We start from the raw sequence: 23,740 nt of genomic DNA, 5'->3' as shown, positions 1-23,740 counted from the left end.
AACTCCGTGATAGCTGGTTCTCCCCGAAATGCATTTAGGTGCAGCGTCGTGTGTTTCTTGCCGGAGGTAGAGCACTGGATAGGCGATGGGCCCTACCGGGTTACTGACCTTAGCCAAACTCCGAATGCCGGTAAGTGAGAGCGCGGCAGTGAGACTGTGGGGGATAAGCTCCATGGTCGAGAGGGAAACAGCCCAGAGCATCGACTAAGGCCCCTAAGCGTACGCTAAGTGGGAAAGGATGTGGAGTCGCACAGACAACCAGGAGGTTGGCTTAGAAGCAGCCACCCTTGAAAGAGTGCGTAATAGCTCACTGGTCTAGTGATTCCGCGCCGACAATGTAGCGGGGCTCAAGCGTACCGCCGAAGTCGTGTCATTCACACAGAAGCCCCAACGGGTGTGTGGATGGGTAGGGGAGCGTCGTCTGCCGGGTGAAGCAGCACCGGAAGGTAGTTGTGGACGGTTGACGAGTGAGAATGCAGGCATGAGTAGCGATACAAACGTGAGAAACGTTTGCGCCGATTGACTAAGGGTTCCTGGGTCAAGCTGATCTGCCCAGGGTAAGTCGGGACCTAAGGCGAGGCCGACAGGCGTAGTCGATGGATAACCGGTTGATATTCCGGTACCCGCTGTGGAGCGTCAAACATCGAATCCAGTGATGCTAAGCCCGTGAAGCCGCCCTTGATCTCTTCGGAGTGATGGGGAGTGGTGGAGCCGGTGACCCGAGCTGGTAGTAGGTGAGTGATGGGGTGACGCAGGAAGGTAGTCCATCCCGGGCGGTGGTTGTCCCGGGGTAAGGGTGTAGGACGGTGTGTAGGCAAATCCGCACACCTTGTGTCTGAGACCTGATGCCGAGCCGATTGTGGTGAAGTGGATGATCCTATGCTGTCGAGAAAAGCCTCTAGCGAGTTTCATGGCGGCCCGTACCCTAAACCGACTCAGGTGGTCAGGTAGAGAATACCGAGGCGTTCGGGTGAACTATGGTTAAGGAACTCGGCAAAATGCCCCCGTAACTTCGGGAGAAGGGGGGCCACACCCGGTGAGAGGACTTGCTCCTTGAGCTGGGGGTGGCCGCAGAGACCAGCGAGAAGCGACTGTTTACTAAAAACACAGGTCCGTGCGAAGCCGTAAGGCGATGTATACGGACTGACGCCTGCCCGGTGCTGGAACGTTAAGGGGACCGGTTAGCTTGGATTCGTCCGGGCGAAGCTGAGAACTTAAGCGCCAGTAAACGGCGGTGGTAACTATAACCATCCTAAGGTAGCGAAATTCCTTGTCGGGTAAGTTCCGACCTGCACGAATGGCGTAACGACTTCTCGACTGTCTCAACCATAGGCCCGGTGAAATTGCACTACGAGTAAAGATGCTCGTTTCGCGCAGCAGGACGGAAAGACCCCGGGACCTTTACTACAGTTTGATATTGGTGTTCGGTTCGGCTTGTGTAGGATAGCTGGGAGACTGTGAAGCTTGGACGCCAGTTCAGGTGGAGTCGTCGTTGAAATACCAGTCTGGTCGTGCTGGATGTCTAACCTGGGTCCGTGATCCGGATCAGGGACAGTGTCTGATGGGTAGTTTAACTGGGGCGGTTGCCTCCTAAAGGGTAACGGAGGCGCCCAAAGGTTCCCTCAGCCTGGTTGGCAATCAGGTGTTGAGTGTAAGTGCACAAGGGAGCTTGACTGTGAGACCGACGGGTCGAGCAGGGACGAAAGTCGGGACTAGTGATCCGGCGGTGGCTTGTGGAAGCGCCGTCGCTCAACGGATAAAAGGTACCCCGGGGATAACAGGCTGATCTTCCCCAAGAGTCCATATCGACGGGATGGTTTGGCACCTCGATGTCGGCTCGTCGCATCCTGGGGCTGGAGTCGGTCCCAAGGGTTGGGCTGTTCGCCCATTAAAGCGGTACGCGAGCTGGGTTTAGAACGTCGTGAGACAGTTCGGTCCCTATCCGCTGTGCGCGTAGGAGTCTTGAGAAGGGCTGTCCCTAGTACGAGAGGACCGGGACGGACGAACCTCTGGTGTGCCAGTTGTTCTGCCAAGGGCATGGCTGGTTGGCTACGTTCGGGAGGGATAACCGCTGAAAGCATCTAAGCGGGAAGCCTGCTTCGAGATGAGGACTCCCACCCACTTGATGGGGTAAGGCTCCCAGTAGACGACTGGGTTGATAGGCCGGATATGGAAGCACGGTAACGTGTGGAGTTGACCGGTACTAATAGGCCGAGGGCTTGTCCTCAGTTGCTCGCGTCCACTGTGTTAGTTCTGAGGCAACGACCGTTGCCGGTTTGAGCAGAACGCATAACAGAAGAGTGTGCTTGTTCGCTCGAAACCATTAGGGTTTCGGTGGTCATAGCGTGAGGGAAACGCCCGGTTACATTCCGAACCCGGAAGCTAAGCCTTACAGCGCCGATGGTACTGCAGGGGGGACCCTGTGGGAGAGTAGGACGCCGCCGAACAATCTTTGGAAGGACCCCTGGTCACCAGCGTTCAGCTGGGACCAGGGGTCCTTTCGTTTTTACAATGCTTGCGGTACCGAAGACAGGAGTCACCGATGTCCACCAACTCTCCCGACGACCGTCCGGAGCGCGACCAGCGGCGCAGGGATGGTGGGGATCGCGGCGACCGCGGCGGGTTCCGCCGGGGCGGCGAGCGCAACGACCGCGACCGGGGCGGTTTCGGCCGTCGCGACGGTGGTGACCGTGGTGGCTACCGCCGGGACGACCGAGGTGAGCGCGGCGACCGCGGCGACCGTGGCGGGTTTCGCCGCGACGACAACCGCGGTGGCGGCTACGGCCGGCGCGACGACCGCCGTGACGACCGGCGTGGTGACGACCGGGACCGCGGTCCGCGTCGCGACGACCGGGACCGCGGGTTCCGGGGAGACGACCGTGACCGGGGATTCCGACGCGACGACCGACGCGACGACCGTCGCGATGACCGACGCGACGAGCGCGGCGACCGCGGTGACCGGCCCGCCTTCCGGCGGGACGACAACCGCGGTGGCGGCGGCTACGGCCGGCGTGACGACCGGCGTGACGGTGACCGCGGAGGGTTCCGCCGGGACGACAACCGAGGCGGCGGCTACGGCCGGCGCGACGACCGCGACGGCGGCTTCGGGCGCGACGATCGGCGCGACGACCGCGGTGACCGCGGCGGCTTCCGACGGGACGATCGGCGCGATGTCCGCCGTGACGACCGCCGTGACGACCGCGATGGCGGCTTCCGTCGGGACGACCGGCGTGACGGTGACCGTGGAGGATTCCGTCGCGACGACCGCGACGGCGGTTTCCGTCGTGATGACCGCGACGGCGGTTTCCGCCGGGACGACCGCCGTGACGGTGACCGTGGAGGATTCCGCCGGGACGACAGCCGTGGGGAGCGCGGCGGGTTCCGGGGCCGGGACGACCGCGGGGGCCGTGGGCCGCGCCGGGACGACCGAGGCGGGCGGCCCGGTGGCGGTGGCGGTGGCTTCCGCGGCCGGGGCGGCGACGACCGGCGCGGCGGCGGTGGGCGCTTCCGTGAGGAGCGGGACCGTGACCGGGACCGCGAGCCGATCAAGCGGCTGCCGATCCCGGAGGACGTCACCGGCGACGAGATCGACAAGGACGTGCGGCAGGAGCTCCAGAGCCTGCCCAAGACGCTCGCCGAGGACGTCGCCAAGAACCTGGTGATGGTCGCACGGCTGATCGACGAGGACCCCGAGGGGGCGTACGGCTACTCCAAGGTCGCGCTGCGGCTGGCATCGCGGGTCGCGGCGGTGCGGGAGGCGGCCGGGTTCGCTGCGTACGCCAACCAGAAGTACGCCGAGGCGCTGGCCGAGTTCCGGGCGGCGCGGCGGATGACCGGGACCGTGGAGCTGTGGCCGCTGATGGCGGACTGCGAGCGCGGACTCGGGCGGCCGGAGAAGGCCCTGGACATGGCGGGTGCGCCGGAGGTGCACAAGCTGGACAAGGCCGGGCAGGTGGAGATGCGGCTCGTCGCGGCCGGCGCCCGCCGTGACATGGGGCAGCTGGACGCGGCCATCGTGACCTTGCAGAGCCCGGAGCTGGCCTCCAGCGCCGTACAGCCGTGGACCGCGCGGCTGCGGTACGCCTACGCCGACGCGCTGCTCGCGGCCGGCCGGGAGCGCGAGGCGCGGGAGTGGTTCGCCAAGGCCGTGGAGGCGGACCGGGACGGCAGCACCGACGCGTCGGACCGGCTCGCCGAGCTGGACGGGGTGGAGTTCGTCGACGCGCTCGACGAGGACGGCACGGGCGGCGAGCCGGACCGGGGCGAGGACGGTACTCGCGACTGACGCGCGGAAAAGAGGGGCGGGACCGATGTGGTCCCGCCCCTCTTCTCGTCGTGGGCGGCGTTCAGATGCCCAGGGCGCGCAGCACCAGGCCCGAGGCGGGTTTCGGGCCGAACGAGGTGGACTTGCGGGGCATGGTGACGCCCTGGCGGGCGAGGTCGCGGACGACCTCCTCGCGCACCGGGTGCAGGAGGACGGCCGTGCCGCCGTCGTGCTCCGCCTTGGCCACCGTGGCGGCGGCGTCGTGGATGTAGGCGATGTGGGCCGGGGAGTCCTCGGGGATGCGCCAGACGTGCTCCAGGAGCGTGGCGTGCAGGACGGTGGCGTCCAGGGAACGCCAGGCCTCGGGGCGGCCGGCGGGGACGGTGCGGGCCAGCAGGGCCGGGTCCGGGCGGTCGACGAGGTGGTAGCCGCCGTCACCGGCGAGGAGGTAGGCGTTGCCGTCCCGGGCGGCGTCGCCGAGCAGGTCGAGCGCTTCGGTGAGGGGCGCGTCGAGGTGGCGTACGCGGAACAGGCCGTCGAGGGCGGCGAGGGCGCCGGCGACGGGCAGGCCGTGCAGGAGACGGTGGATGGCGCGCACGCGCAGGGGGTAGCGGGCGGTGTCGACGAGCAGGACCAGGCCGTAGTCCCAGGGGCTGGGGGAGGTGTGCTCGGCGCGGAGCCGGCGGTAGGTCGCCCAGCGGTGGTGGCCGTCGGCGATGAGTGCCTGGTGGCGGGCGAGGTCGGCCTGGACCGCGGCCACGTCGGCGGGGTCGGTCACGGACCACAGGCGGTGCTGGTGGCCGTCCTCCGTGGTGGTGGCCAGCAGCGGGGGCAGGTCCGCCGTGCGCTCGACGACGGCGGTGGCGCCGGCCGCCGAGCCGTTGCCGCGGTAGGTCAGCAGCAGCGGTTCCAGGTTCGCCTCGGTGGCGCGCATCAGGGCGGCGCGGTCGGCGACGACGTGCGGCATGACGTCCTCGTGGGGCAGGACCACGGATTCCGACGGTTCGGAGACGCGCAGGGCGCCGATGATGCCCCGTTGCAGGAGGCCGGCGCCGTCCTGCTGCTCGTAGACGTACAGGCCGGGCTCGGGGTCGGCGGCCAGGACGCCGTCGGCGAGCCAGCGGCGCAGGGTGCCGGCGGCCTGTTCGTTGCGCTCGGCGGGGGTGGCGGCCTGGGGAAGGATGAGCCGGACGATGTTGTGCGGGTCGGCGGCCTCCAGGTGGTGCAGGCCGTCGGGGCGGACCACGACGTCGTACGGCGGTGATGTCACGGCCGCCAGGCTGCCGACCCGGTCGGGGTCGTAGCGCAGGCCTCGGAACGGGGTGAGTTCCAGGCCTCGGCGCGCCGTTGCTTCCGAGTGACCTGCTGTGTTCATCCCGGCATCGTACGTGGGCCGGTGGCATGGGGGATGATCGGGGAAAGAGACCGGACGTGGACGAGGAGCGGTGTGCGATGAGCCAGGGCGTCAGGATGAGGCCCGCGGGCAGTGGGCGGGTGCTGAGCGAGGCGTACGACACGGCGCTGCTCGACCTGGACGGAGTGGTGTACGCGGGCGGCAACGCGATCTCGCACGCGGTCGATTCGCTGGCGACCGCGCGGGACGGCGGGATGCACTTGGCGTACGTCACGAACAACGCGCTGCGTACACCGGACGCGGTGGCCGCGCACCTGACGGAGCTGGGGATACCCACGCAGGCGTCCGACGTCATCACCTCCGCGCAGGCGGTGGCGCGGCTGGTCGCCGAGCAGGTGCCGGCGGGGGCGCGGGTGCTCGTGGTCGGCGGGGAGGGGCTGCGGGTGGCGCTGCGCGAGCGCGGGCTCGTCCCGGTGGAGTCGGCGGAGGACGAGCCGGCGGCGGTGGTGCAGGGGTACGGGGGGCCGGAGTTGCCGTGGGGGCGGTTCGCCGAGGCCTGCTACGCCATCGCGCGCGGGGTGCCGTGGTTCGCGTCCAACACCGATCTGACGATCCCCGGTGCCCGGGGCATCGCGCCGGGGAACGGGGCCGCGGTGGAGGTGGTGCGGATCGCGACCGGTGCCGAGCCGACGGTGGCGGGCAAGCCGCTGCCGCCGATGCACCGCGAGACGATCCTGCGGACCGGGGCCGAGCGGCCGCTGGTGGTGGGGGACCGGCTGGACACGGACATCGAGGGGGCGTTCAACGGGGGCGTCGACTCGCTGCTGGTGCTGACCGGGGTGACGGACGGGGCGCGGCTGCTGGCCGCGGAGCCCCGGCACCGGCCGACGTATGTGGACGCGGACCTGCGGGGGCTGCTGGCGGGGCAGCCGGAGGTCGTCGAGGCCGGGGACGGTTTCCGGTGCGGGGGGTGGACGGCCACGGCGGGCGGCGAGCGGCTGGAGCTGAGCGGGGACGGTGCGGCGCTGGACGGGCTGCGGGCGTTGTGCGCCGCCGCGTGGACCGCGGGCGGGGAGGGTGCCTGCGAGCTGGACGGGGGGAAGGCGCTGGCGCGGCTGGGTCTGTGAGTCCGTGCGCCCCGCGTTCGCGCCGGTTGAAGATCTTGATTGCTTGGCAGGGTAGGCTAACCTAACTGCGTGTTGGTAGAAAGCCCTCCCGAGCCGCGCGCGGCGGCCGCTCCCGCGCCCCCGAACCGCCGGGCGGTACGGGCCGTCGGGCTGCTCGTCTCCGTGGGGATCCTGGTGGCCGTCGCGCTGGCGAGCATCGCGATCGGTGCCCGCGGGCTCTCCCTGGAGCAGGTCTGGCACGGCCTGTTCGAGGCCTCGGGGACGTACGGGGACACCGTCGTCGCGGACCGGTTGTCCAGGACCCTGCTGGGGCTGCTCGCCGGAGCGGCGCTCGGCCTCGCCGGTGCCGTGCTCCAGGCGCTGACCCGCAATCCGCTGGCCGACCCCGGGCTGCTCGGCATCAACGCGGGTGCCTCCGCCGCCGTCGTCACCGCCATCACCTTCCTCGGCGTCACCAGCCTGAGCGGCTATGTGTGGTTCGCGTTCTGCGGGGCCGCGGCGGTGGGCGCGCTGGTCTGGTTCCTGGGCGGCAGCCGGGGTGCCACGCCGGTGCGGCTGGCGCTGGCCGGTACCGCGATCAGTGCCGCGCTCTACGGCTACCTCCAGGCCGTGATGATCCTGGACGAGGCGGCGCTGGGCCGGATGCGGTTCTGGACGGTGGGGTCGCTGACCTCGGCGACCGGCGAGACCATCGTGCAGGTGCTGCCGTTCATGGCGGCCGGCATGGTGCTCGCGCTGTCCCTGGCCCGGCCGCTGAACGCCATGGCCATGGGGGACGACACCGCCAAGGCCCTGGGCGCCGACCTGAACAGGACCCGGGCGCTGGCCATGCTCGCCGCGACCGTGCTGTGCGGGGCGGCGACCGCCGCCTGCGGGCCGATCGTGTTCGTCGGGCTGATGGTGCCGCATGTGGTGCGCTCCTTCACCGGCCCGGACCTGCGCTGGATCCTGCCGTACGCGACCGTTCTGTCGCCGGTGCTGCTGCTCGGTGCCGATGTCGTCGGCCGCGTCGTGGCCCGGCCCGCGGAGCTCCAGGTCGGCATCGTCACGGCGATCCTCGGCGGCCCGGTCTTCATCTTTCTGGTACGACGGCGGAGGACGGCCCAGCTGTGAAGAGTGCAGAGAAGAGCACGGGGGGCGGCGCGGCGCACGGCGCGGCCCGCGCCCTGCGCACCCCGGGCGGGCTGTCCGTGCGGGTGGACGTCCGGGCCGTCACGGTGGTCGTGCTGCTGCTGGCCGCCGCGTTCACCGCGAGCGTGCTGCTGATCGGCACCGGCGACTTCCCGATGTCCGCCGGTGACGTGCTGAAGACCCTGCTGGGCGGCGGCGACCCCGGTCAGCAGTTCATCGTCAACGAGCTGCGGCTGCCGCGGGTGCTGGTCGGGCTGCTGGTCGGGGCCTCGCTCGGGCTCGGCGGCGCGCTGTTCCAGGCCATCTCCCGCAATCCGCTGGGCAGTCCGGACATCCTCGGGCTCGGGCAGGGGGCGACGGCCGGGGCGCTCGTGGTGATCGTGCTGTTCTCCGGCAGCGCCTCCGAGGTGACCCTGGGTGCCCTCGTGGGCGGTCTGGTGACCGGTCTCTCCATCTATGCGCTCGCCTGGAAGCGGGGGGTGCACGGCTACCGGCTGGTCCTCGTCGGCATCGGCATCTCGGCGATCGTCACGGCCGTCAACGGCTATCTGATGACCAAGGCCGACCTGGTCGACGCATCGCGCGCTCTCGTCTGGATGACCGGCTCGCTCAGCGGCCGGGACTGGGCGCAGGTCTGGCCGCTGACGGCGCTGTGCGCCGTGCTCGTCCCGCTCGTCCTCGCCAACGCGCGCGGGCTGCGGATGATGGAGATGGGCGACGACGTCTCCAACGCCCTCGGGGTGCGCGTGGAGCGCGTACGGATGCTGCTGATGGTGTCCGCCGTCCTGCTCACCGCGGCCGCCACCGCCGCCGCCGGCCCGGTCAGCTTCGTGGCGCTCACCGCGCCGCAGCTCGCCCGGCGGCTGACCCGCTCGCCCGGCCCGAACCTGCTGCCGTCGCTGTGCATGGGCGCCGCGCTGCTGGTCACCGCCGACTGGGTGTCGCAGCGGCTGTTCGGCGCCGACCAGCTGCCCGTGGGCGTGGTCACCGGCGTCGTCGGCGGCGTGTACCTGCTGTGGCTGCTGGTCACCGAGCGCCGGGCGGGCCGGATATGAGCGCCCCCTGGCCGAACAACCGAAGGAGCACCGTGAACCGCCTGTCCGCCGAGAACGTCACCCTCGCCTACGACCAGCGGGTCATCGCCGAACAGCTCTCGGTGGAGATCCCCGACCACTCCTTCACCGTGATCGTCGGCCCCAACGCGTGCGGCAAGTCCACGCTGCTGCGGGCGCTGTCACGGATGCTGAAGCCGAGCGAGGGCCGGGTGCTGCTCGACGGGCAGGTCATCCAGTCGATGCCGGCGAAGAAGGTCGCCCGCACCCTCGGCCTGCTGCCGCAGTCGTCGATCGCTCCCGACGGCATCACCGTCGCCGATCTGGTCGGCCGCGGCCGGTACCCGCACCAGGGCCTGCTGCGCCAGTGGTCGAGCGAGGACGAGCGGGTCGTGCGGGAGTCCATGGCGCAGACCGGGGTGGCCGAGCTGGCCGACCGGTACGTCGACGAACTGTCCGGCGGCCAGCGGCAGCGGGTGTGGATCGCGATGGCGCTCGCCCAGCAGACCCCGCTGCTGCTGCTCGACGAGCCGACCACCTACCTCGACATCCAGCACCAGATCGACGTGCTCGACCTCTGCGCCGAACTGCACGAGGAGCAGGGCCGCACGCTCGTCGCCGTGCTGCACGACCTCAACCACGCGGCCCGGTACGCCACCCACCTCATCGCGCTGCGCGGCGGCGAGGTGATCGCCCAGGGCGCGCCGAACGACATCGTCACCGCCGAGCTGGTCGAGCGGGTCTTCGGGCTGCGCTGCCAGGTCGTCGACGACCCGGAGACCGGTACGCCGCTGGTGGTGCCGGCCGCGCGCAGGGCTCGCACGGCCGGCCGGGCCCGCGGCGCGAAGGTGGCGGCTACAGCAGCTTCCTGAGCCGAAACAGATCGGTGAGGCCCGCCTCCAGCCGCACCCGGCCCGAGCCCCACGCCCGGGCGAAGTGCAGCTCGCCGTCGACCAGCGCGACCAGGTCGTCGCCGGTCATCGCGAGCCGGATCCGCGCCTTCTCGCGGGGCGGGCCCTGGACGGTCTCGTGCACCTCGATCCGGCCGCCCGTCATCCGGCCCGCGAACGTGACGTCCAGGTCCGTGATGTGGCAGCTCACCGAGCGGTCGAGGGCCGCCGCCTCGCGGACGTCCCCCTCGGAGCGCCGCATGCTGTCCGAGAGCTTGTCGAGTGCGCCGCGGCACTCCTCGATCGTGGCCATCGGATCGACGGTACCCCAGGGCTTCGGGGTAGCGTCGGGGCATGAACGACGAAGTACCCGCGGTGCCGGAGCCGCCGGCGCCGGAGTCCGCTGACGACCCCGCCGCCCCGGCCCCGCTCGGCGTGCCCCGCACGCCCACCGGGAACGCCGACGTCGACGCCGCCCTGGACCGGCTGGCCGACGCCGACCACCTCGCGACGGACGGACACGTCGAGGTGTACGAGGATGTACACCGGGGGCTGCGCGACGCGCTCACCGCGCTGGACGCCCGCCCGGGGCCTCCGGCTCCCGCCCGTCAGCCGGGCGCCACCCCTCGATGAGACCCTTCGGGTCCCGCCTTCCATTGCCGTACGACCGCAGGAGCTGAACCGAACGTGGCAGGAGTCGCACGCCGCCGTCTCGACGCGGAGCTGGTCCGCCGGAAGCTCGCGCGCTCGCGTGAGCACGCCAGCCAGCTGATCGCCGCGGGGCGGGTCTCCGTCGGCCGGACCGTCGCGACCAAGCCCGCCACGCAGGTGGAGACCGCGGCGGCCATCGTCGTCGCCTCCGACGACAACGACCCCGAGTACGTCTCCCGGGGCGGGCACAAGCTCGCCGGGGCGCTGGAGGTCTTCGTACCGCGGGGACTGGCCGTCGAGGGGCGGCGGGCGCTGGACGCCGGGGCGTCCACCGGCGGCTTCACGGATGTGCTGCTGCGCGCGGGCGCGGCCCACGTCGTCGCGGTCGACGTCGGCTACGGGCAGCTCGCCTGGACCCTGCAGAGCGATGAACGCGTGACCGTGAAGGACCGTACGAATGTGCGGGAGCTGACGCTCGACGCGATCGACGGGGAGCCGGTGGACCTGGTCGTGGGGGATCTCTCCTTCATCCCGCTCGGGCTGGTGCTGCCCGCGCTGGTGCGGTGCGCGAGGGCGGACGCCGACCTCGTGATGATGGTCAAGCCGCAGTTCGAGGTGGGGAAGGAGCGACTGGGCAGCGGGGGTGTCGTACGGAGTCCGCAGCTGCGGGCGGAGGCCGTGCGGGCAGTGGCCGGGAAGGCATGGGAGCTGGGGCTCGGGGTGCGGGGGGTCACCGCCAGTCCGCTGCCCGGTCCTTCCGGGAATGTCGAGTACTTTCTGTGGCTGCGGGCCGGTGCTCCGGAGCTGGACCCGGCCGACGTTGACCGTGCAGTGGCGGAGGGGCCGCGTTGACATCGAACCGAGCTCGTACTGTTTTCCTGCTGGCCCACACCGGGCGTCCGGCAGCCGTTCGCAGCGCCGAGCTCGTGGTGAAGGGGCTCCTGAGGTCCGGGATCGGGGTGCGGGTCCTGGAGGACGAGGCCCGCGACCTGCCGCTGCCCGACGAGGTGGTGCTGGTCAAGGAGGCGACCCCGCAGTGCCTCGACGGGTGCGAGCTGCTGATCGTGCTCGGCGGGGACGGCACGCTGCTGCGCGGGGCGGAGTTCGCCCGGGCGTCCGGGGTGCCGATGCTCGGCGTGAACCTGGGGCGGGTCGGGTTCCTCGCGGAGGCCGAGCGGGACGACTTGGACAAGGTCGTCGACCGGGTGGTGACCCGGGCGTACGAGGTCGAGGAACGGATGACCGTCGACGTCGTCGTGCACAGCAACGGCGACATCGTGCACACCGACTGGGCGCTCAACGAGGCGGCCGTGCAGAAGGCCGGCGCGGAGAAGCTGCTGGAAGTCGTGCTGGAGATCGACGGGCGGCCGGTGACGGGGTTCGGGTGCGACGGCATCGTGCTGTCCACGCCGACCGGGTCGACGGCCTACGCGTTCTCCGCGGGCGGCCCCGTGGTCTGGCCCGAGGTGGAGGCGCTGCTGATGGTGCCGATCAGCGCCCACGCGCTGTTCGCGAAGCCGCTGGTGACCTCACCGGATTCCGTGCTCGCGGTGGAGGTGCTGCCGCACATCCCGCCGGGCGTGCTGTGGTGCGACGGGCGGCGGACCGTCGAGCTGCCGCCGGGGGCACGGGTGGAGGTACGGCGGGGAGCGGTGCCGGTGCGGCTCGCCCGGCTGCATCACGCCTCGTTCACGGACCGGCTGGTGGCGAAGTTCGCACTGCCGGTGTCGGGGTGGCGGGGCGCGCCTCACTAGGGCCTGTTTCGGATCATCCCGGCGTCGCGGGGTCCGGTCGGCCGGAAGGCGCCGCACCGCACAGTCGGCCTGATCCGGATGACAGGCCCTGGCCGTGCGCGCCGCGGCAGGGGGTGCCGCACGGCTGTGCGGCGGCGCCGCGGGAGGGCGTCGCCGGGCGGGGTGGTCCGGGGCTGTCGTGGGTGCGGATGGGCCGTCCGTGGCCCGTCGCGCGGTTTGCCCGGCCGCTTCGAGGCCGGTCCACCCGCCCGGGTGACAGGCCACCTCGCACGCGCGGACCCGGACCTCGTATGGTCTTGTCCGTGTTGGAGGAGATGCGGATACGGTCGCTCGGAGTCATCGACGACGCCGTGGTCGAGCTGTCGCCAGGGTTCACCGCCGTCACCGGCGAGACGGGCGCGGGCAAGACCATGGTGGTCACCAGCCTGGGCCTGCTGCTCGGTGGGCGGGCGGACCCGGCGCTGGTGCGGATCGGTGCCGAGAAGGCGGTCGTCGAGGGGCGGATCGCGCTGCCGGCGGACGCCTCCGTGGCCGTACGGGCCGAGGAGGCCGGGGCCGAGCTGGACGACGGGGCGCTGCTGATCAGCCGTACCGTTTCCGCCGAGGGGCGCTCGCGGGCGCATCTCGGCGGACGGTCCGTGCCGGTGGGGCTGCTGGCCGAGCTGGCCGACGAGCTGGTGGCCGTGCACGGGCAGACCGACCAGCAGGGACTGCTGAAGCTGTCCCGGCAGCGGCAGGCGCTCGACCGGTACGCCGGGGACGCGGTCGCCGTACCGCTGGCCAAGTACGGCGAGGCCTACAGGCGGCTGCGGGCCGTCTCCGCCGAGCTCGACGAGATCACCACGCGTGCGCGCGAGCGGGCCCAGGAGGCCGACATGCTCCGCTACGGGCTCGACGAGATCGCCGCCGTCGAACCCCGCCCGGGGGAGGACACCGAGCTGGCCGAGGAGGCCGAGCGGCTGGGCCACGCCGAGGCGCTGGCGTCCGCCGCCGCGGCCGCCCACGCCGCCCTGGCGGGCAATCCGGAGGACCCCGAGGGCGTCGACGCTTCCACGCTCGTCGCGGGCGCCCACCGGGCCCTGGAGGCCGTACGGTCGCACGATCCGGCGCTGGCCGCGCTCGCCGAGCGGATCGGGGAGATCGGCATCCTGCTCGGTGACGTGGCCGGGGAGCTGGCCGGGTACGCCGACGACCTCGACGCCGACCCGCTGCGGCTGACGGCGGTCGAGGAGCGGCGGGCCGCGCTGAACGCGCTGACCCGGAAGTACGGCGAGGACGTGGCCGAGGTGCTCGCCTGGGCCGAGCGCGGCGCCGCCCGGCTGACCGAGCTGCAGGGCGACGACACGCGGATCGAGGAACTGACCGCCGAACGGGACGCGCTGCGGGCGGAACTCGGCGGGCTCGCGCAGGCCCTCAGCGACGCGCGGGCCGAGGCCGCCGAACGGTTCGCCGCCGCCGTCACGGCGGAGCTGGCCTCGCTGGCCATGCCCCACGCGCGCGTGTCCTTCGCCATCCGGCAGACCGAGGACCCCGAGGGCGTGGAGGTCGGCGGGCGGACCGTGGCGTACGGGCCGTCCGGTGTCGACGAGGTCGAGCTGCTGCTCGCGCCCCACCCGGGGGCGCCGGCCCGGCCCATCGCCAAGGGCGCCTCCGGCGGTGAGCTGTCCCGGGTGATGCTGGCCGTCGAGGTCGTGTTCGCGGGCACCGATCCGGTGCCGACGTACCTCTTCGACGAGGTCGACGCGGGGGTCGGCGGCAAGGCCGCGGTCGAGATCGGGCGGCGGCTGGCACGGCTGGCCAGGACCGCGCAGGTCGTCGTGGTGACGCACCTGCCGCAGGTGGCCGCGTTCGCCGACCGGCAGCTGCTGGTGGAGAAGACCAACGACGGCTCGGTCACGCGGTCCGGGGTGAAGGTGCTGGAGGGCGAGGAGCGGATCCGGGAGCTGTCCCGGATGCTGGCGGGGCAGGAGGACTCCGAGACCGCCCGGGCCCATGCGGAGGAGTTGCTGGCGGCGGCTCGGGCCGACGCGGGCTAGTCAGGGCCTGTCGTTCGGAGCACCCCGGCGTCGCGGGGCCTGGCACGCGCATCTGCGGCGTTGTCGTCGGTCGCCCCGCTGTCGACACTTCCTAGAGTGGGCGGATGATCGTTTCGCTTGGCGCATCCGCCCTGCTCACCCGTGCCGCCACCGCCCTCCTGCGCGCCGCCGTCCCGGCCGGCCACCCCGGATGGCACCGCACCAACCACGCCGGCCGGACCGTCGAGCTGTACGCCGGTCCCGCCGCCGCGCTGGCCACCGCGCTGACGGCCGGGCGGATACGGCCCGCCGCCGGGGTCGCGGTGGCCGTCGCGGGGGCCTGCGGGGCCTACGACGACTTCGCCGGGGCGGGCGATCCGCGGCGCGGGTTCCGCGCTCACCTGTCCGCGCTGCGGGACGGCGAGGTCACCAGCGGCGCCGTCAAGCTGTTCGGGATCTCGGCCGCGGGGCTGCTCGCGGGGGCGCTGATGAAGGAGCGGGTGGCCGACAAGGTGCTGGCGGGGCTCGTGATCGCCGGGGCCGCGCACCTGGTGAACCTCGTGGACGTGCGGCCGGGACGGGCCGCCGGGACCGTGCTGGCGCTCGCGGCGCCGCGGCTGCCGGGGAAGGGGCCGGCGGCCGGGCTCGCCGCCGCCGCGACGGGGGCCGCGGGAGCGGTGCTGCCGGACGACCTGGGGGAGCGGGCGATGCTCGGGGACGCGGGGGCGCACGCGCTGGGTGCGGCGCTGGGGGCCGCGGTGGTCGCGGGGAGCGGGCGCGCCGGGCTGGCCGCTCATGCCGCGGCTGTCGTGGCCGCCGCCGTGGGCGGGGAGCGGATGAGTGCACGAGCGGGCGCGCGGGGGTGAGCCGCCGGGGCCGTCGTGCGGGGTGCTGGGCCACGGGTGGGGGCCGGGTCACGGGTGGGGGGCGCGAGGTCATCCACGCGCCCCACCGGTTCACCCGTCCGGGGGATGCGAGTTGGTGCGTTGCCGCCGGGCCGGGCGGCGCTCGCGTGTGCGGTGTTCCCGGAACGGGCGTACGGGCTGGCATGCTTGACGGCGTAGGGAAGGCACCGCGCGGCACATCCCTCCGCCCGTTCCTTCTGTACGTTTCTCCGTGACCGCGTGATCGACCGACGCCGAATCAGGAGCCCGGCCACGTGACCCCCGTGAGCAGCCACTCCCCGCACGGCCAGTCGCCGCTGCGCACCGTGCAGGTGCTGGGCGGAGGCAGCGCCGGCAGCAGCGCGCACGTGCGCTCGCTGGCCGCGGGGCTCGTCGCTCGGGGCGTGCGGGTCACGGTGTGCGCCCCCACCGAGGCCGATCACACCTACGACTTCACCGGTGCCGGCGCCGACCACGTGCACGTGCCCCGCAGCAGCGACCCGGTGTCCGTGGCGGCGCTGCGGGTGGCCTGCGCGGACGCCGACCTGGTGCACGCGCACGGGCTGCACGCCTCCTTCCGCGCGGCGCTCGCGCTCAGCGGGAAACCCGTTCCGCTGGTCGTCACCTGGCACAACCGGGCGTATGCCGAAGGGGCGCGCGGGCATCTGCTGCGGGTGCTGGAGCGGCGGGTGGTGAAGGCCGCCACCGTCGTGCTGGGCACCAGCTCGGACCTGGTGGACCGGGCGCGCCGCACCGGAGCGCGGGACGCGCGGCTCGCCGCCGTGTCCCTGCCCGGCCCGCGGACGCCGGCGGAACGCGGCGACCCGGACCGGCAGTGCTCCAAGGTGCGGGCCGAACTCGGCGCCATCGCAAGGCCGTTGCTGCTCGCGGTCGGCTCGCTGGAGAGGCAGCGCGGGTACGAGCTGCTGCTGGACGCCGCACGGGCCTGGCGGACGCTGGACCCCGGGCCGGTCGTCGTCGTCGCGGGAGAGGGACCGCTGCGGGGCGAGCTGCAGGGCCGGATCGAGGACGAGCGGCTGCCGGTGAGGCTGGTCGGGCCGCGGGACGACGTCGCGGCGCTGCTCGCCGCGGCCGACCTGGTGCTGCTGCCGGGCTGCCGGGAGTCGCGGTCCGTACTGGCGCAGGAGGCCCTGTACGCGCGCGTGCCGGTCGTCGCGACCGCCGTCGGCGGGATCCGCGAGCTGGTCGGGGACGCGGCGGAACTGGTCCCGGCCGGGGACGCGGACGCCTTCGCCGCGGCCGTCGTGCGGCTGCTCGGGGATCCGCAGCGGCGGGAGCTGCTGCGCGAGCGGGGGGTGCGGCAGGCGGCGACCTGGCCGACGGAGGACGAGACGGTCGCCCAGGTGCTCAGCGTCTACGACGAGTTGACGCGGCATCGGCCGCTGGCCTGACCGCGTCCCCGGACCGCCGCCCGGCCGGCCACTCACCCCTCACCCCGCGTGCCGCCTGGCCCGCAGGGCCAGGCTCAGGGCCAGGACCGTCTGGGGGTCGTCCAGGTCGGTGCCCAGCAGCTCACCGATGCGGGCGAGGCGGTTGTACAGGGTCTGGCGGTTCAGGTGCAGTTCCCGGGCGGTCTCCGCCTTGCGGCCGGCGTGCGCCAGGTAGGTCTCCAGGGTGGGCAGCAACGGGGGCCGGGACCGGCGGTCGTGGTCGCGTACGGGCCCGATCGCGCGGTCCACGAAGGCCGCGAGGTCGGGGTGGTCGCGCAGGCGCCACAGCAGCAGGTCGATGTCGAGGCGGCGCGCGTCGTACCACGGGCGGTCGGGCAGGCCCTGGGCGGCGGTCGCCGTCTCCGCCGCGTGCCGCAGCCCGGCGGAGACCGCCGCCCAGCCGCCCGCCACCCCGACGACCACGACCGGCGGCGGCGCGCCCGGCCGCCGGAACCCGGCGCGCTCCACTCCGGCCCGCAGCGCCGCCGCGACCCGGTCGGCGACCGCCGGGCGTTCCGTCTCCGAGCGCAGGCCGAGCAGGAGGGGGACCCGGCCCTCCACGGGACGCACGCCGAGCAGGACGGGCACGCCGACCGAGGCCAGTTCCTCGGCGACCGCGCGGGCGAGGACCGCCCAGCCGCCGCCGGGGGAGAGGGCGTCGCCGAGCCGCATCACCACCGGCAGCAGCGGGCTGTCGCCCGGTCTGAAGCCGAGGACGCGGGCCTGGGCGGGGGCGTCCTCCGCGGCGATACGGCCCTCGGCGAGGTCGGTGAGGAAGTCGCCGCGCCCGCGCGCGGCCAGCTCCTCCTCCTGGCGGGCCTGCATCAGGACGACGGCGAGGATGCCGGCCGCGCGCTCGGCGGCGATCCGGTGTACGGGCGCGAGTGGGGCGCACACCGGCAGCAGGACGAGGCGGGCGCGCACGGAGCCGGTGCCGGCCCCGCCGCCCGGCACGTCGACGAGGACGGAACCGGCCGGTGGCGGGGTGTCCTTGTGCTGGCCGCGCAGGCCCTCCCAGACCTGCAGCGGATCGGCGCCCTCGGGCCCGGCGCCGGCCGCGTAGAGCAGCCGGCCGTCGGAGGTCTCCAGGAAGACGGGGTTGGTGCCGAAGTCGGCGAGGATGCCGAGGACCTGGGGGACCCCGCCGCCGCCGAGCAGGGCCTCGGTGCAGCGGCGGTGCACCTCCTCGGCCCGCTGGAGCAGCGCGTAGTGGCCGTTGACGATCTCGGTGTGGATCTCCTCGGTGACCGTCACGAACGGCACTTCGCGGTGCAGCTGGACCAGGGGGAGCCCGGCCGCGCGGGCCGTCTCGACGAGGGCGGCGGGCAGCCGGGCGAAGCGCGGGCCCAGCTCGACGACCAGGGCGGCGATGCCGCGTTCGGCGAGCGTGCGGACGAAGGCGCGCTGGTCGGCGGGGCGGGTGCCCAGGGCGTAGCCGGTGGTCAGGAGCAGCTCGCCGCCCTTCAGCAGGGAGGCGATGTTGGGCACCTCGCCGGCGTGCACCCAGCGCACCCTGCGCTGCAACCGGTCCGCCCCCGCCAGCACCTCGGGCAGGCCGCTGCGCAGGCCCGGCAGCTCCAGGGCGCGCTGCACGGTGATGCCGGCGCCCTGGCTGTCGAATCGGTGGTCGGTGCGGCTGTCCATGCAGCGGACGGTACCGGCGCGCGTGTTCCGGCGGCATCCCCGGACGGTCTCAGGCGGGCTCGATGTTGTGGTTGAAGCGGAACACGTTGTCCGGGTCCCAGCGGCGTTTCAGCGCCCCGAGCCGGGCGGTGTTCTCCGCACCCAGTCCCGCCCGGACCCGGTCGGCGCCCTCGTCGCCGATGAAGTTGAGGTAGACCGCGCCGGTGGCCCAGGGGCGGACGTGGCCGCGCACGTCGTGGACCCACGGGATGCACCGCCCGTCGTCGGCGGGGTCCGCCCAGATGCCGAAGGGGTGCACGACCCAGGGGGAGCCGCGGTAGGGGACGGGGTACTCCGCGGGGCCGGCCGCGACGGCGCCGCCGAGCGGGAACAGCACGTGCTGCGTTCCGGTCGGCACCGGCATGTTCTGCCCGAGGGCGCAGAAGACGTCCACGAACTCGTCCGGCGCGCCCGTCAGGTACTCCGCCGACCAGTAGTTCCGCATCCCGGGCGGATCGTCGATCATGCACTGCACGTCGGCGTACGGCATCGCCCCGACGACCTCCGCCTCGTGCGGCAGCGCCAGCAGCGGCTCCGCGACCTCGCGCAGGCCCGCCTCCGCGCCCGCGTACGTCAGCAGCGCCACGCACACCAGCGAACCCACCAGGTGCGGCGGCACGAAGTCCTCCGGCGGCGCGGTGAGGTACAGCACGCCGCCGGACGCCTCCGCCGGCCCCGGTTCGATCACGTCCCGGAAGGCGCGCACCACCTCGCGGCCCGCCTCCGGGCGGTACAGCAGCAGGGCGATGGCGAACTCGGGCAGCTCGTGCAGCCTGAGGGTGAGCGCGGTGGCGATGCCGAAGTTGCCGCCGCCGCCGTGCAGCGCCCAGAACAGGTCGGGGTTCTCGTCGGCGCTCGCGTGCGTCCGCTCGCCGTCGGCGGTGACCAGTTCCACACCGAGCAGGTTGTCCACGGCGAGCCCGCACCAGCGGTCCAGCCAGCCGCTGCCGCCGCCCAGCACGAAACCGCCCACCCCGGTCGTCGAGGCCCGCCCCCCGGTGGTGGCCAGGCCGTACGGCTGGGTGGCGCGGTCCAGGTGGCTCATGGTCGCGCCGCCCTGCACGCGGACCGCCTCGGCGCCCGGATCGACCGTGACCCCGTGCATCCGGCGCAGGTCCACGACCAGTCCGTTGTCGTTCAGCGCCATCCCGGCCACGCTGTGCCCGCCGCCGCGCACCGCGATGTTCAGGTCCAGCTCCCGGCCGAACCGCACGGCGCGCACCACGTCGTCCTCGTGCGCGCACTGCGCGATCACCGCCGGGCGGCGGTCGATCATGGCATTGAAGACGGTCCGGGCCCCGTCGTAACCCGCGTCCCCCGGTGCGAACACGTCACCGGCCAGATCCTCGCGCAGCGCGGCCAGTGCCGTGCCCGCCTTCGAAGGGGAAGCCATGGCCGCCCCCTTTCCGCCCAGGGGGTTCCGGTACCTCCCAGCGTAGGGCGGCCCGGCCCGGGCGGCGCGCTCAGCCGCCGTACGCGCCGGAGGCCGTCAGCCGCAGCGCGGTGTCGATCAGCGGGACGTGGCTGAAGGCCTGCGGGAAGTTGCCGACCTGCCGCTGCAGGCGCGGGTCCCACTCCTCGGCGAGCAGTCCGAGGTCGTTGCGCAGGGACAGCAGCTTCTCGAACAGCTTGCGGGCCTCGTCGACGCGGCCGATCATCGCCAGGTCGTCGGCCATCCAGAACGAGCAGGCCAGGAAGGCGCCCTCGTCGCCGGGCAGGCCGTCGACGCCCTCGTCCTCCCCGGAGGTCGGGTAGCGCAGGATGAACCCGTCCGGGGTGGACAGCTCGCGCTGGATCGCCTCGACGGTGCCGATCACCCGCTTGTCGTCCGGGGGCAGGAAACCCACCTGCGGGATCAGCAGCAGCGAGGCGTCCAGCTCCTTGGAGCCGTAGGACTGCGTGAAGGTGTTGCGTTCCTTGTCGTAGCCCTTCTCGCACACCTCGCGGTGGATGTCGTCGCGCAGCTCCCTCCAGCGCTCCAGCGGGCCGTCCGCGTCGCCGGACTCGATCAGCTTGATCGTGCGGTCGACGGCGACCCACGCCATGACCTTGGAGTGCACGAAGTGGCGGCGCGGTCCGCGCACCTCCCAGATGCCCTCGTCGGGCTCCTGCCAGTGCTTCTCCAGGTAGCTGATCAGCTTCAGCTGGAGCAGGGAGGCGTAGTCGCTGCGCGACAGGCCGGTCATGTGGGCCAGGTGCAGGGCCTCGGTGACCTCGCCGTAGACGTCCAGCTGGAGCTGGTGCGCGGCGCCGTTGCCGACCCGGACCGGGGCGGAGTTCTCATAGCCGGGCAGCCAGTCCAGCTCGGCCTCGCCGAGCTCGCGCTCACCCGCGATGCCGTACATGATCTGCAGGTTCTCCGGGTCGCCGGCGACGGCCCGCAGCAGCCACTCGCGCCAGGCGCGGGCCTCCTCGCGGTAGCCGGTGCGCAGCAGCGACGACAGGGTGATCGCCGCGTCCCGCAGCCAGGTGTAGCGGTAGTCCCAGTTGCGCACGCCGCCGATCTCCTCCGGAAGGGAGGTGGTCGGGGCGGCGACGATGCCGCCGGTCGGCGCGTACGTCAGCGCCTTCAGCGTGATCAGGGAGCGGATCACCGGCTCCCGGTAGGGGCCGTGGTACGTACAGTGCTCGACCCACTCCCGCCAGAAGTCCTCCGTCGCCTCCAGCGACTGCTCGGGCTCCGGCAGCGGCGGCGCCTCCTTGTGGGAGGGCTGCCAGGAGAGGGTGAACGCCACCCGCTCACCGGGGGAGACCGTGAACTCGGAGTAGGTGGTCAGCTCCTTGCCCTCGGTCTCGGCAGGCGTGTCGTACCAGACCGAGTCGGGGCCGGCCACGGCCACGGTGCGGCCCTCGTGCTTGTGCACCCAGGGCACCACCCGGCCGTAGGAGAACCGCATCCGCAGCGCCGACCGCATGGGGACCCGGCCCGAGACGCCCTCCACGATGCGGATCAGCTGGGGGGCGCCGTCACGCGGCGGCATGAAGTCGATCACGCGGACCGTGCCGCGCAGGGTGTCCCACTCCGACTCGAGGATCAGGGAGTCGCCGCGGTAGCCGCGCCGGGCCGCGACGGGCGGCTCGGCGTCGGCGGCGTGCGCCGGGCCGATCCGCCAGAAGCCGTGTTCCTCGGTGCCCAGCAGACCGGCGAAGATGGCGTGCGAGTCGAAGCGGGGCAGGCACAGCCAGTCGACTGTGCCGTCCCGGCAGACCAGGGCAGCGGTCTGCATGTCTCCGATGAGTGCGTAGTCTTCGATGCGCCCGGCCACGTGCTAACTCCAGTCGAACGGCCACGTAGCCCCGAACAGGGGGCTGTCGCTCAGTGCGGTCAAGGGGTCGTTGTAGTGCGTCGTTGAGCTGTGAAGCAAAACCGTCGCCGAGCCGTTGGCCCCGGGACGACAGTCGTCACTCAACGATCTGACGAGCTCTCGTTGTTCCGGTTTCTTACGGGCTGGGGTGGTGCCGTTCGGCCGGCGGGCTCGGCAGCGAGTGTCCGAGCAGGATACGACGCACGTAGATGATCTGCGTCCCGGTCCGGAGAACCGGTCTGCGCCGAACGGGTGAGCAGGGGGCGGGGAGGGCGTGAGTGGTGCACGTCCGTGGCGGGCCGTGCGCGCAGCGTCGCCGGAAGCCATCCGGCCGCGGCGCTGATACCCTGGTAGCCCGTGGACCGGTGGGCGTAGAACCCCCGAACCGCAGCGACGGCTCCTCCAGGAGAACCCCGGTGTCCCACCGGACCGGACGGCCGCACCGCACCCCCAGACCGAGACCACGGGAGCCCCCTCTTGGCCATGCCGCCCAAAACAACGACGACCAAGCACATCTTCGTCACCGGGGGTGTCGCCTCCTCGCTCGGCAAGGGTCTGACCGCCTCCAGCCTCGGCATGCTGCTGAAGGCCCGGGGCCTGCGCGTCGTCATGCAGAAGCTCGACCCGTACATCAACGTCGACCCGGGCACGATGAACCCCTTCCAGCACGGTGAGGTGTTCGTCACCAACGACGGCGCCGAGACCGACCTGGACATCGGCCACTACGAGCGTTTCCTCGACCGGGACCTGGACGGCTCCGCCAACGTCACCACCGGCCAGGTCTACTCGACGGTGATCGCCAAGGAGCGGCGCGGCGAGTACCTGGGCGACACGGTCCAGGTCATCCCGCACATCACCAACGAGATCAAGCACCGCATCCGCCGGATGGCCGCGGACGACGTGGACGTCGTCATCACGGAGGTCGGCGGCACGGTCGGCGACATCGAGTCGCTGCCGTTCCTGGAGACCGTCCGCCAGGTCCGCCACGAGGTCGGCCGGGACAACGTGTTCGTGGTCCACATCTCCCTTCTGCCCTACATCGGCCCGTCCGGCGAGCTGAAGACCAAGCCGACCCAGCACTCCGTCGCCGCCCTGCGCAACATCGGCATCCAGCCGGACGCCATCGTGCTGCGCTGCGACCGCGAGGTGCCCACCGCCATCAAGCGGAAGATCTCGCTGATGTGCGACGTCGACGAGGCCGCCGTCGTGGCCTGCCCCGACGCGCCGTCGATCTACGACATCCCGAAGGTCGTGCACGCCGAGGGACTGGACGCCTACGCGGTGCGCAAGCTGGACCTGCCGTTCCGGGACGTGGACTGGACGACCTGGGACGACCTGCTCGACCGCGTCCACAACCCCGCGCACGAGATCAGCCTGGCGCTGGTCGGCAAGTACATCGACCTGCCCGACGCGTACCTGTCGGTGACCGAGGCGCTGCGCGCCGGCGGCTTCGCCCACCACACCCGCGTCAAGATCAAGTGGGTCACCTCCGACGACTGCCGCACCCCGGCCGGCGCCGCCGAGCAGCTCGGCGACGTGGACGCGATCTGCATCCCCGGCGGCTTCGGCGACCGCGGTGTCTCCGGCAAGGTCGGCGCGATCCAGTACGCCCGCGAGAACAGGATCCCGCTGCTCGGCCTCTGCCTGGGCCTGCAGTGCATCGTGATCGAGGCCGCGCGCAACCTGGCGGGCATCGCCGACGCCAACTCCACCGAGTTCGACCCGGCCACCGCCCACCCGGTGATCTCCACCATGGCCGAGCAGCTCGACATCGTCGCCGGCGAGGGCGACATGGGCGGCACGATGCGGCTGGGCATGTACCCGGCCAAGCTCGCCGAGGGCTCCATCGTGCGCGAGGTCTACGACGGCAAGGAGTACGTCGAGGAGCGGCACCGCCACCGGTACGAGGTCAACAACGCGTACCGGGCGGAGCTCGAGAAGAAGGCGGGCATCCAGTTCTCCGGCACCTCCCCGGACGGCAAGCTGGTCGAGTACGTGGAGTACCCCCGTGAGGTCCACCCCTACCTCGTGGCCACGCAGGCGCACCCGGAACTGCGGTCCCGGCCGACCCGACCGCACCCGCTGTTCGCGGGTCTGGTGAAGGCGGCCGTCGAGCGCAAGACGGCGCAGACGGGCAAGTAACTCGACGGTTGTACGGTGGCCGGGGTGCGTCCTTCAC

General features: G+C 72.3%; 18 protein-coding genes and 2 rRNA genes (1 of these 20 running past the window's edge). 15 read left to right on the top strand and 5 right to left on the bottom strand.

Annotation, left to right across the window (positions count from 1 at the left end):
• The 4 genes from SGLAU_RS07805 to SGLAU_RS35875 form a co-directional block, all read left to right on the top strand.
• Positions 1-2,227 (top strand): 23S ribosomal RNA (locus SGLAU_RS07805) (it extends 895 nt beyond the left edge of the window).
• A gap of 103 nt (positions 2,228-2,330) precedes the next feature.
• Positions 2,331-2,447 (top strand): 5S ribosomal RNA (gene rrf, locus SGLAU_RS07800).
• 147 nt (positions 2,448-2,594) lie between these two features.
• Positions 2,595-3,662: a hypothetical protein gene (locus SGLAU_RS35880; protein ID WP_052413670.1), complete on the top strand. Its 1,068-nt coding sequence runs from the start codon at positions 2,595-2,597 to the stop codon at positions 3,660-3,662.
• On the top strand, positions 3,554-4,285 hold the full coding sequence (locus SGLAU_RS35875; RefSeq protein WP_208868979.1) for a tetratricopeptide repeat protein: 732 nt from the start codon (positions 3,554-3,556) through the stop codon (positions 4,283-4,285). Before SGLAU_RS35880 ends, SGLAU_RS35875 begins: the two co-directional genes overlap by 109 nt.
• A 61-nt stretch (positions 4,286-4,346) precedes the next feature.
• Here the strand turns inward: SGLAU_RS35875 and SGLAU_RS07785 are convergent, their stop codons facing one another.
• Positions 4,347-5,639, bottom strand: a complete 1,293-nt coding sequence (locus SGLAU_RS07785) for a DUF1015 family protein (protein ID WP_043499557.1) — start codon at positions 5,637-5,639, stop codon at positions 4,347-4,349.
• Between the two features lie 77 nt (positions 5,640-5,716).
• Between SGLAU_RS07785 and SGLAU_RS07780 the strand changes: the two genes are divergently transcribed.
• From SGLAU_RS07780 to SGLAU_RS07765, 4 genes are all read left to right on the top strand, one after another.
• Positions 5,717-6,745, top strand: coding sequence for an HAD hydrolase-like protein (locus SGLAU_RS07780; protein WP_043499556.1), 1,029 nt, complete (start codon positions 5,717-5,719; stop codon positions 6,743-6,745).
• Between the two features lie 69 nt (positions 6,746-6,814).
• Positions 6,815-7,858, top strand: a complete 1,044-nt coding sequence (locus SGLAU_RS07775; RefSeq protein ID WP_043499554.1) for a FecCD family ABC transporter permease — start codon at positions 6,815-6,817, stop codon at positions 7,856-7,858.
• Positions 7,855-8,931, top strand: coding sequence for a FecCD family ABC transporter permease (locus SGLAU_RS07770; RefSeq protein WP_052413669.1), 1,077 nt, complete (start codon positions 7,855-7,857; stop codon positions 8,929-8,931). Before SGLAU_RS07775 ends, SGLAU_RS07770 begins: the two co-directional genes overlap by 4 nt.
• The gene (locus tag SGLAU_RS07765) at positions 8,928-9,800 is read left to right on the top strand and encodes an ABC transporter ATP-binding protein (RefSeq protein ID WP_043499553.1); all 873 of its coding nucleotides are present in this window, start codon (positions 8,928-8,930) and stop codon (positions 9,798-9,800) included. Before SGLAU_RS07770 ends, SGLAU_RS07765 begins: the two co-directional genes overlap by 4 nt.
• On the opposite strand, the gene SGLAU_RS07760 is transcribed toward SGLAU_RS07765, so the two are convergent.
• Complete coding sequence (locus tag SGLAU_RS07760) at positions 9,784-10,131, bottom strand: hypothetical protein (protein ID WP_043499551.1); 348 nt, start codon at positions 10,129-10,131, stop codon at positions 9,784-9,786. The genes SGLAU_RS07765 and SGLAU_RS07760 overlap by 17 nt on opposite strands.
• A 41-nt stretch (positions 10,132-10,172) precedes the next feature.
• On the opposite strand from SGLAU_RS07760, the gene SGLAU_RS07755 reads away from it, so the two are divergent.
• From SGLAU_RS07755 to SGLAU_RS07730, 6 genes are all read left to right on the top strand, one after another.
• Positions 10,173-10,451, top strand: a complete 279-nt coding sequence (locus SGLAU_RS07755; RefSeq protein ID WP_043499549.1) for a hypothetical protein — start codon at positions 10,173-10,175, stop codon at positions 10,449-10,451.
• A 54-nt stretch (positions 10,452-10,505) separates the two neighbouring features.
• The gene (locus SGLAU_RS07750; RefSeq protein ID WP_043499547.1) at positions 10,506-11,321 is read left to right on the top strand and encodes a TlyA family RNA methyltransferase; all 816 of its coding nucleotides are present in this window, start codon (positions 10,506-10,508) and stop codon (positions 11,319-11,321) included.
• Entirely contained in the window at positions 11,318-12,223 is a 906-nt protein-coding gene (locus tag SGLAU_RS07745) for an NAD kinase (RefSeq protein WP_043499546.1), read from the top strand. Before SGLAU_RS07750 ends, SGLAU_RS07745 begins: the two co-directional genes overlap by 4 nt.
• Positions 12,224-12,513: 290 nt before the next feature.
• Positions 12,514-14,259 carry a DNA repair protein RecN gene (gene recN, locus SGLAU_RS07740; protein ID WP_208868891.1) on the top strand — a complete coding sequence of 582 codons (1,746 nt, stop codon included), beginning with the start codon at positions 12,514-12,516 and terminating at the stop codon, positions 14,257-14,259.
• Between the two features lie 104 nt (positions 14,260-14,363).
• Positions 14,364-15,104, top strand: a complete 741-nt coding sequence (locus SGLAU_RS07735; protein WP_043499545.1) for a hypothetical protein — start codon at positions 14,364-14,366, stop codon at positions 15,102-15,104.
• A 293-nt stretch (positions 15,105-15,397) separates the two neighbouring features.
• Positions 15,398-16,534, top strand: coding sequence for a glycosyltransferase family 4 protein (locus SGLAU_RS07730; protein ID WP_043499543.1), 1,137 nt, complete (start codon positions 15,398-15,400; stop codon positions 16,532-16,534).
• 39 nt (positions 16,535-16,573) lie between these two features.
• Here the strand turns inward: SGLAU_RS07730 and SGLAU_RS07725 are convergent, their stop codons facing one another.
• The 3 genes from SGLAU_RS07725 to SGLAU_RS07715 all read right to left on the bottom strand — a co-directional run bounded on the left by SGLAU_RS07725 (position 16,574) and on the right by SGLAU_RS07715 (position 21,522).
• Positions 16,574-18,217, bottom strand: a complete 1,644-nt coding sequence (locus SGLAU_RS07725; RefSeq protein WP_043499541.1) for a PucR family transcriptional regulator — start codon at positions 18,215-18,217, stop codon at positions 16,574-16,576.
• A 49-nt stretch (positions 18,218-18,266) separates the two neighbouring features.
• Positions 18,267-19,649, bottom strand: coding sequence for an FAD-binding oxidoreductase (locus tag SGLAU_RS07720; protein ID WP_043499540.1), 1,383 nt, complete (start codon positions 19,647-19,649; stop codon positions 18,267-18,269).
• A 70-nt stretch (positions 19,650-19,719) separates the two neighbouring features.
• Positions 19,720-21,522 (bottom strand): glycoside hydrolase family 15 protein, encoded by a 1,803-nt coding sequence (locus SGLAU_RS07715; protein ID WP_043499537.1) that lies wholly within the window; start codon positions 21,520-21,522, stop codon positions 19,720-19,722.
• A 522-nt stretch (positions 21,523-22,044) separates the two neighbouring features.
• Between SGLAU_RS07715 and SGLAU_RS07710 the strand changes: the two genes are divergently transcribed.
• Positions 22,045-23,703, top strand: a complete 1,659-nt coding sequence (locus SGLAU_RS07710; RefSeq protein WP_043499535.1) for a CTP synthase — start codon at positions 22,045-22,047, stop codon at positions 23,701-23,703.
• Positions 23,704-23,740 lie beyond the last annotated feature (37 nt).

This window comes from Streptomyces glaucescens (assembly GCF_000761215.1).
Lineage (GTDB): Bacteria > Actinomycetota > Actinomycetes > Streptomycetales > Streptomycetaceae > Streptomyces > Streptomyces glaucescens_B.
Note: the sequence above shows the minus strand (reverse complement) of the source record. Positions and strands in the feature narration are given on the sequence as shown.

Coding starts and splice junctions, on each gene's coding strand:
- SGLAU_RS35880 (WP_052413670.1), top strand. CDS start 2,595: ATGGTGGGGATCGCGGCGACCGCGGCGGGTTCCGCCGGGGCGGCGAGC.
- SGLAU_RS07785 (WP_043499557.1), bottom strand. CDS start 5,639: ATGAACACAGCAGGTCACTCGGAAGCAACGGCGCGCCGAGGCCTGGAA.
- SGLAU_RS07780 (WP_043499556.1), top strand. CDS start 5,717: ATGAGCCAGGGCGTCAGGATGAGGCCCGCGGGCAGTGGGCGGGTGCTG.
- SGLAU_RS07765 (WP_043499553.1), top strand. CDS start 8,928: ATGAGCGCCCCCTGGCCGAACAACCGAAGGAGCACCGTGAACCGCCTG.
- SGLAU_RS07760 (WP_043499551.1), bottom strand. CDS start 10,131: ATGGCCACGATCGAGGAGTGCCGCGGCGCACTCGACAAGCTCTCGGAC.
- SGLAU_RS07755 (WP_043499549.1), top strand. CDS start 10,173: ATGAACGACGAAGTACCCGCGGTGCCGGAGCCGCCGGCGCCGGAGTCC.
- recN (WP_208868891.1), top strand. CDS start 12,514: ATGGTCTTGTCCGTGTTGGAGGAGATGCGGATACGGTCGCTCGGAGTC.
- SGLAU_RS07735 (WP_043499545.1), top strand. CDS start 14,364: ATGATCGTTTCGCTTGGCGCATCCGCCCTGCTCACCCGTGCCGCCACC.
- SGLAU_RS07725 (WP_043499541.1), bottom strand. CDS start 18,217: ATGGACAGCCGCACCGACCACCGATTCGACAGCCAGGGCGCCGGCATC.
- SGLAU_RS07720 (WP_043499540.1), bottom strand. CDS start 19,649: ATGGCTTCCCCTTCGAAGGCGGGCACGGCACTGGCCGCGCTGCGCGAG.
- SGLAU_RS07710 (WP_043499535.1), top strand. CDS start 22,045: ATGCCGCCCAAAACAACGACGACCAAGCACATCTTCGTCACCGGGGGT.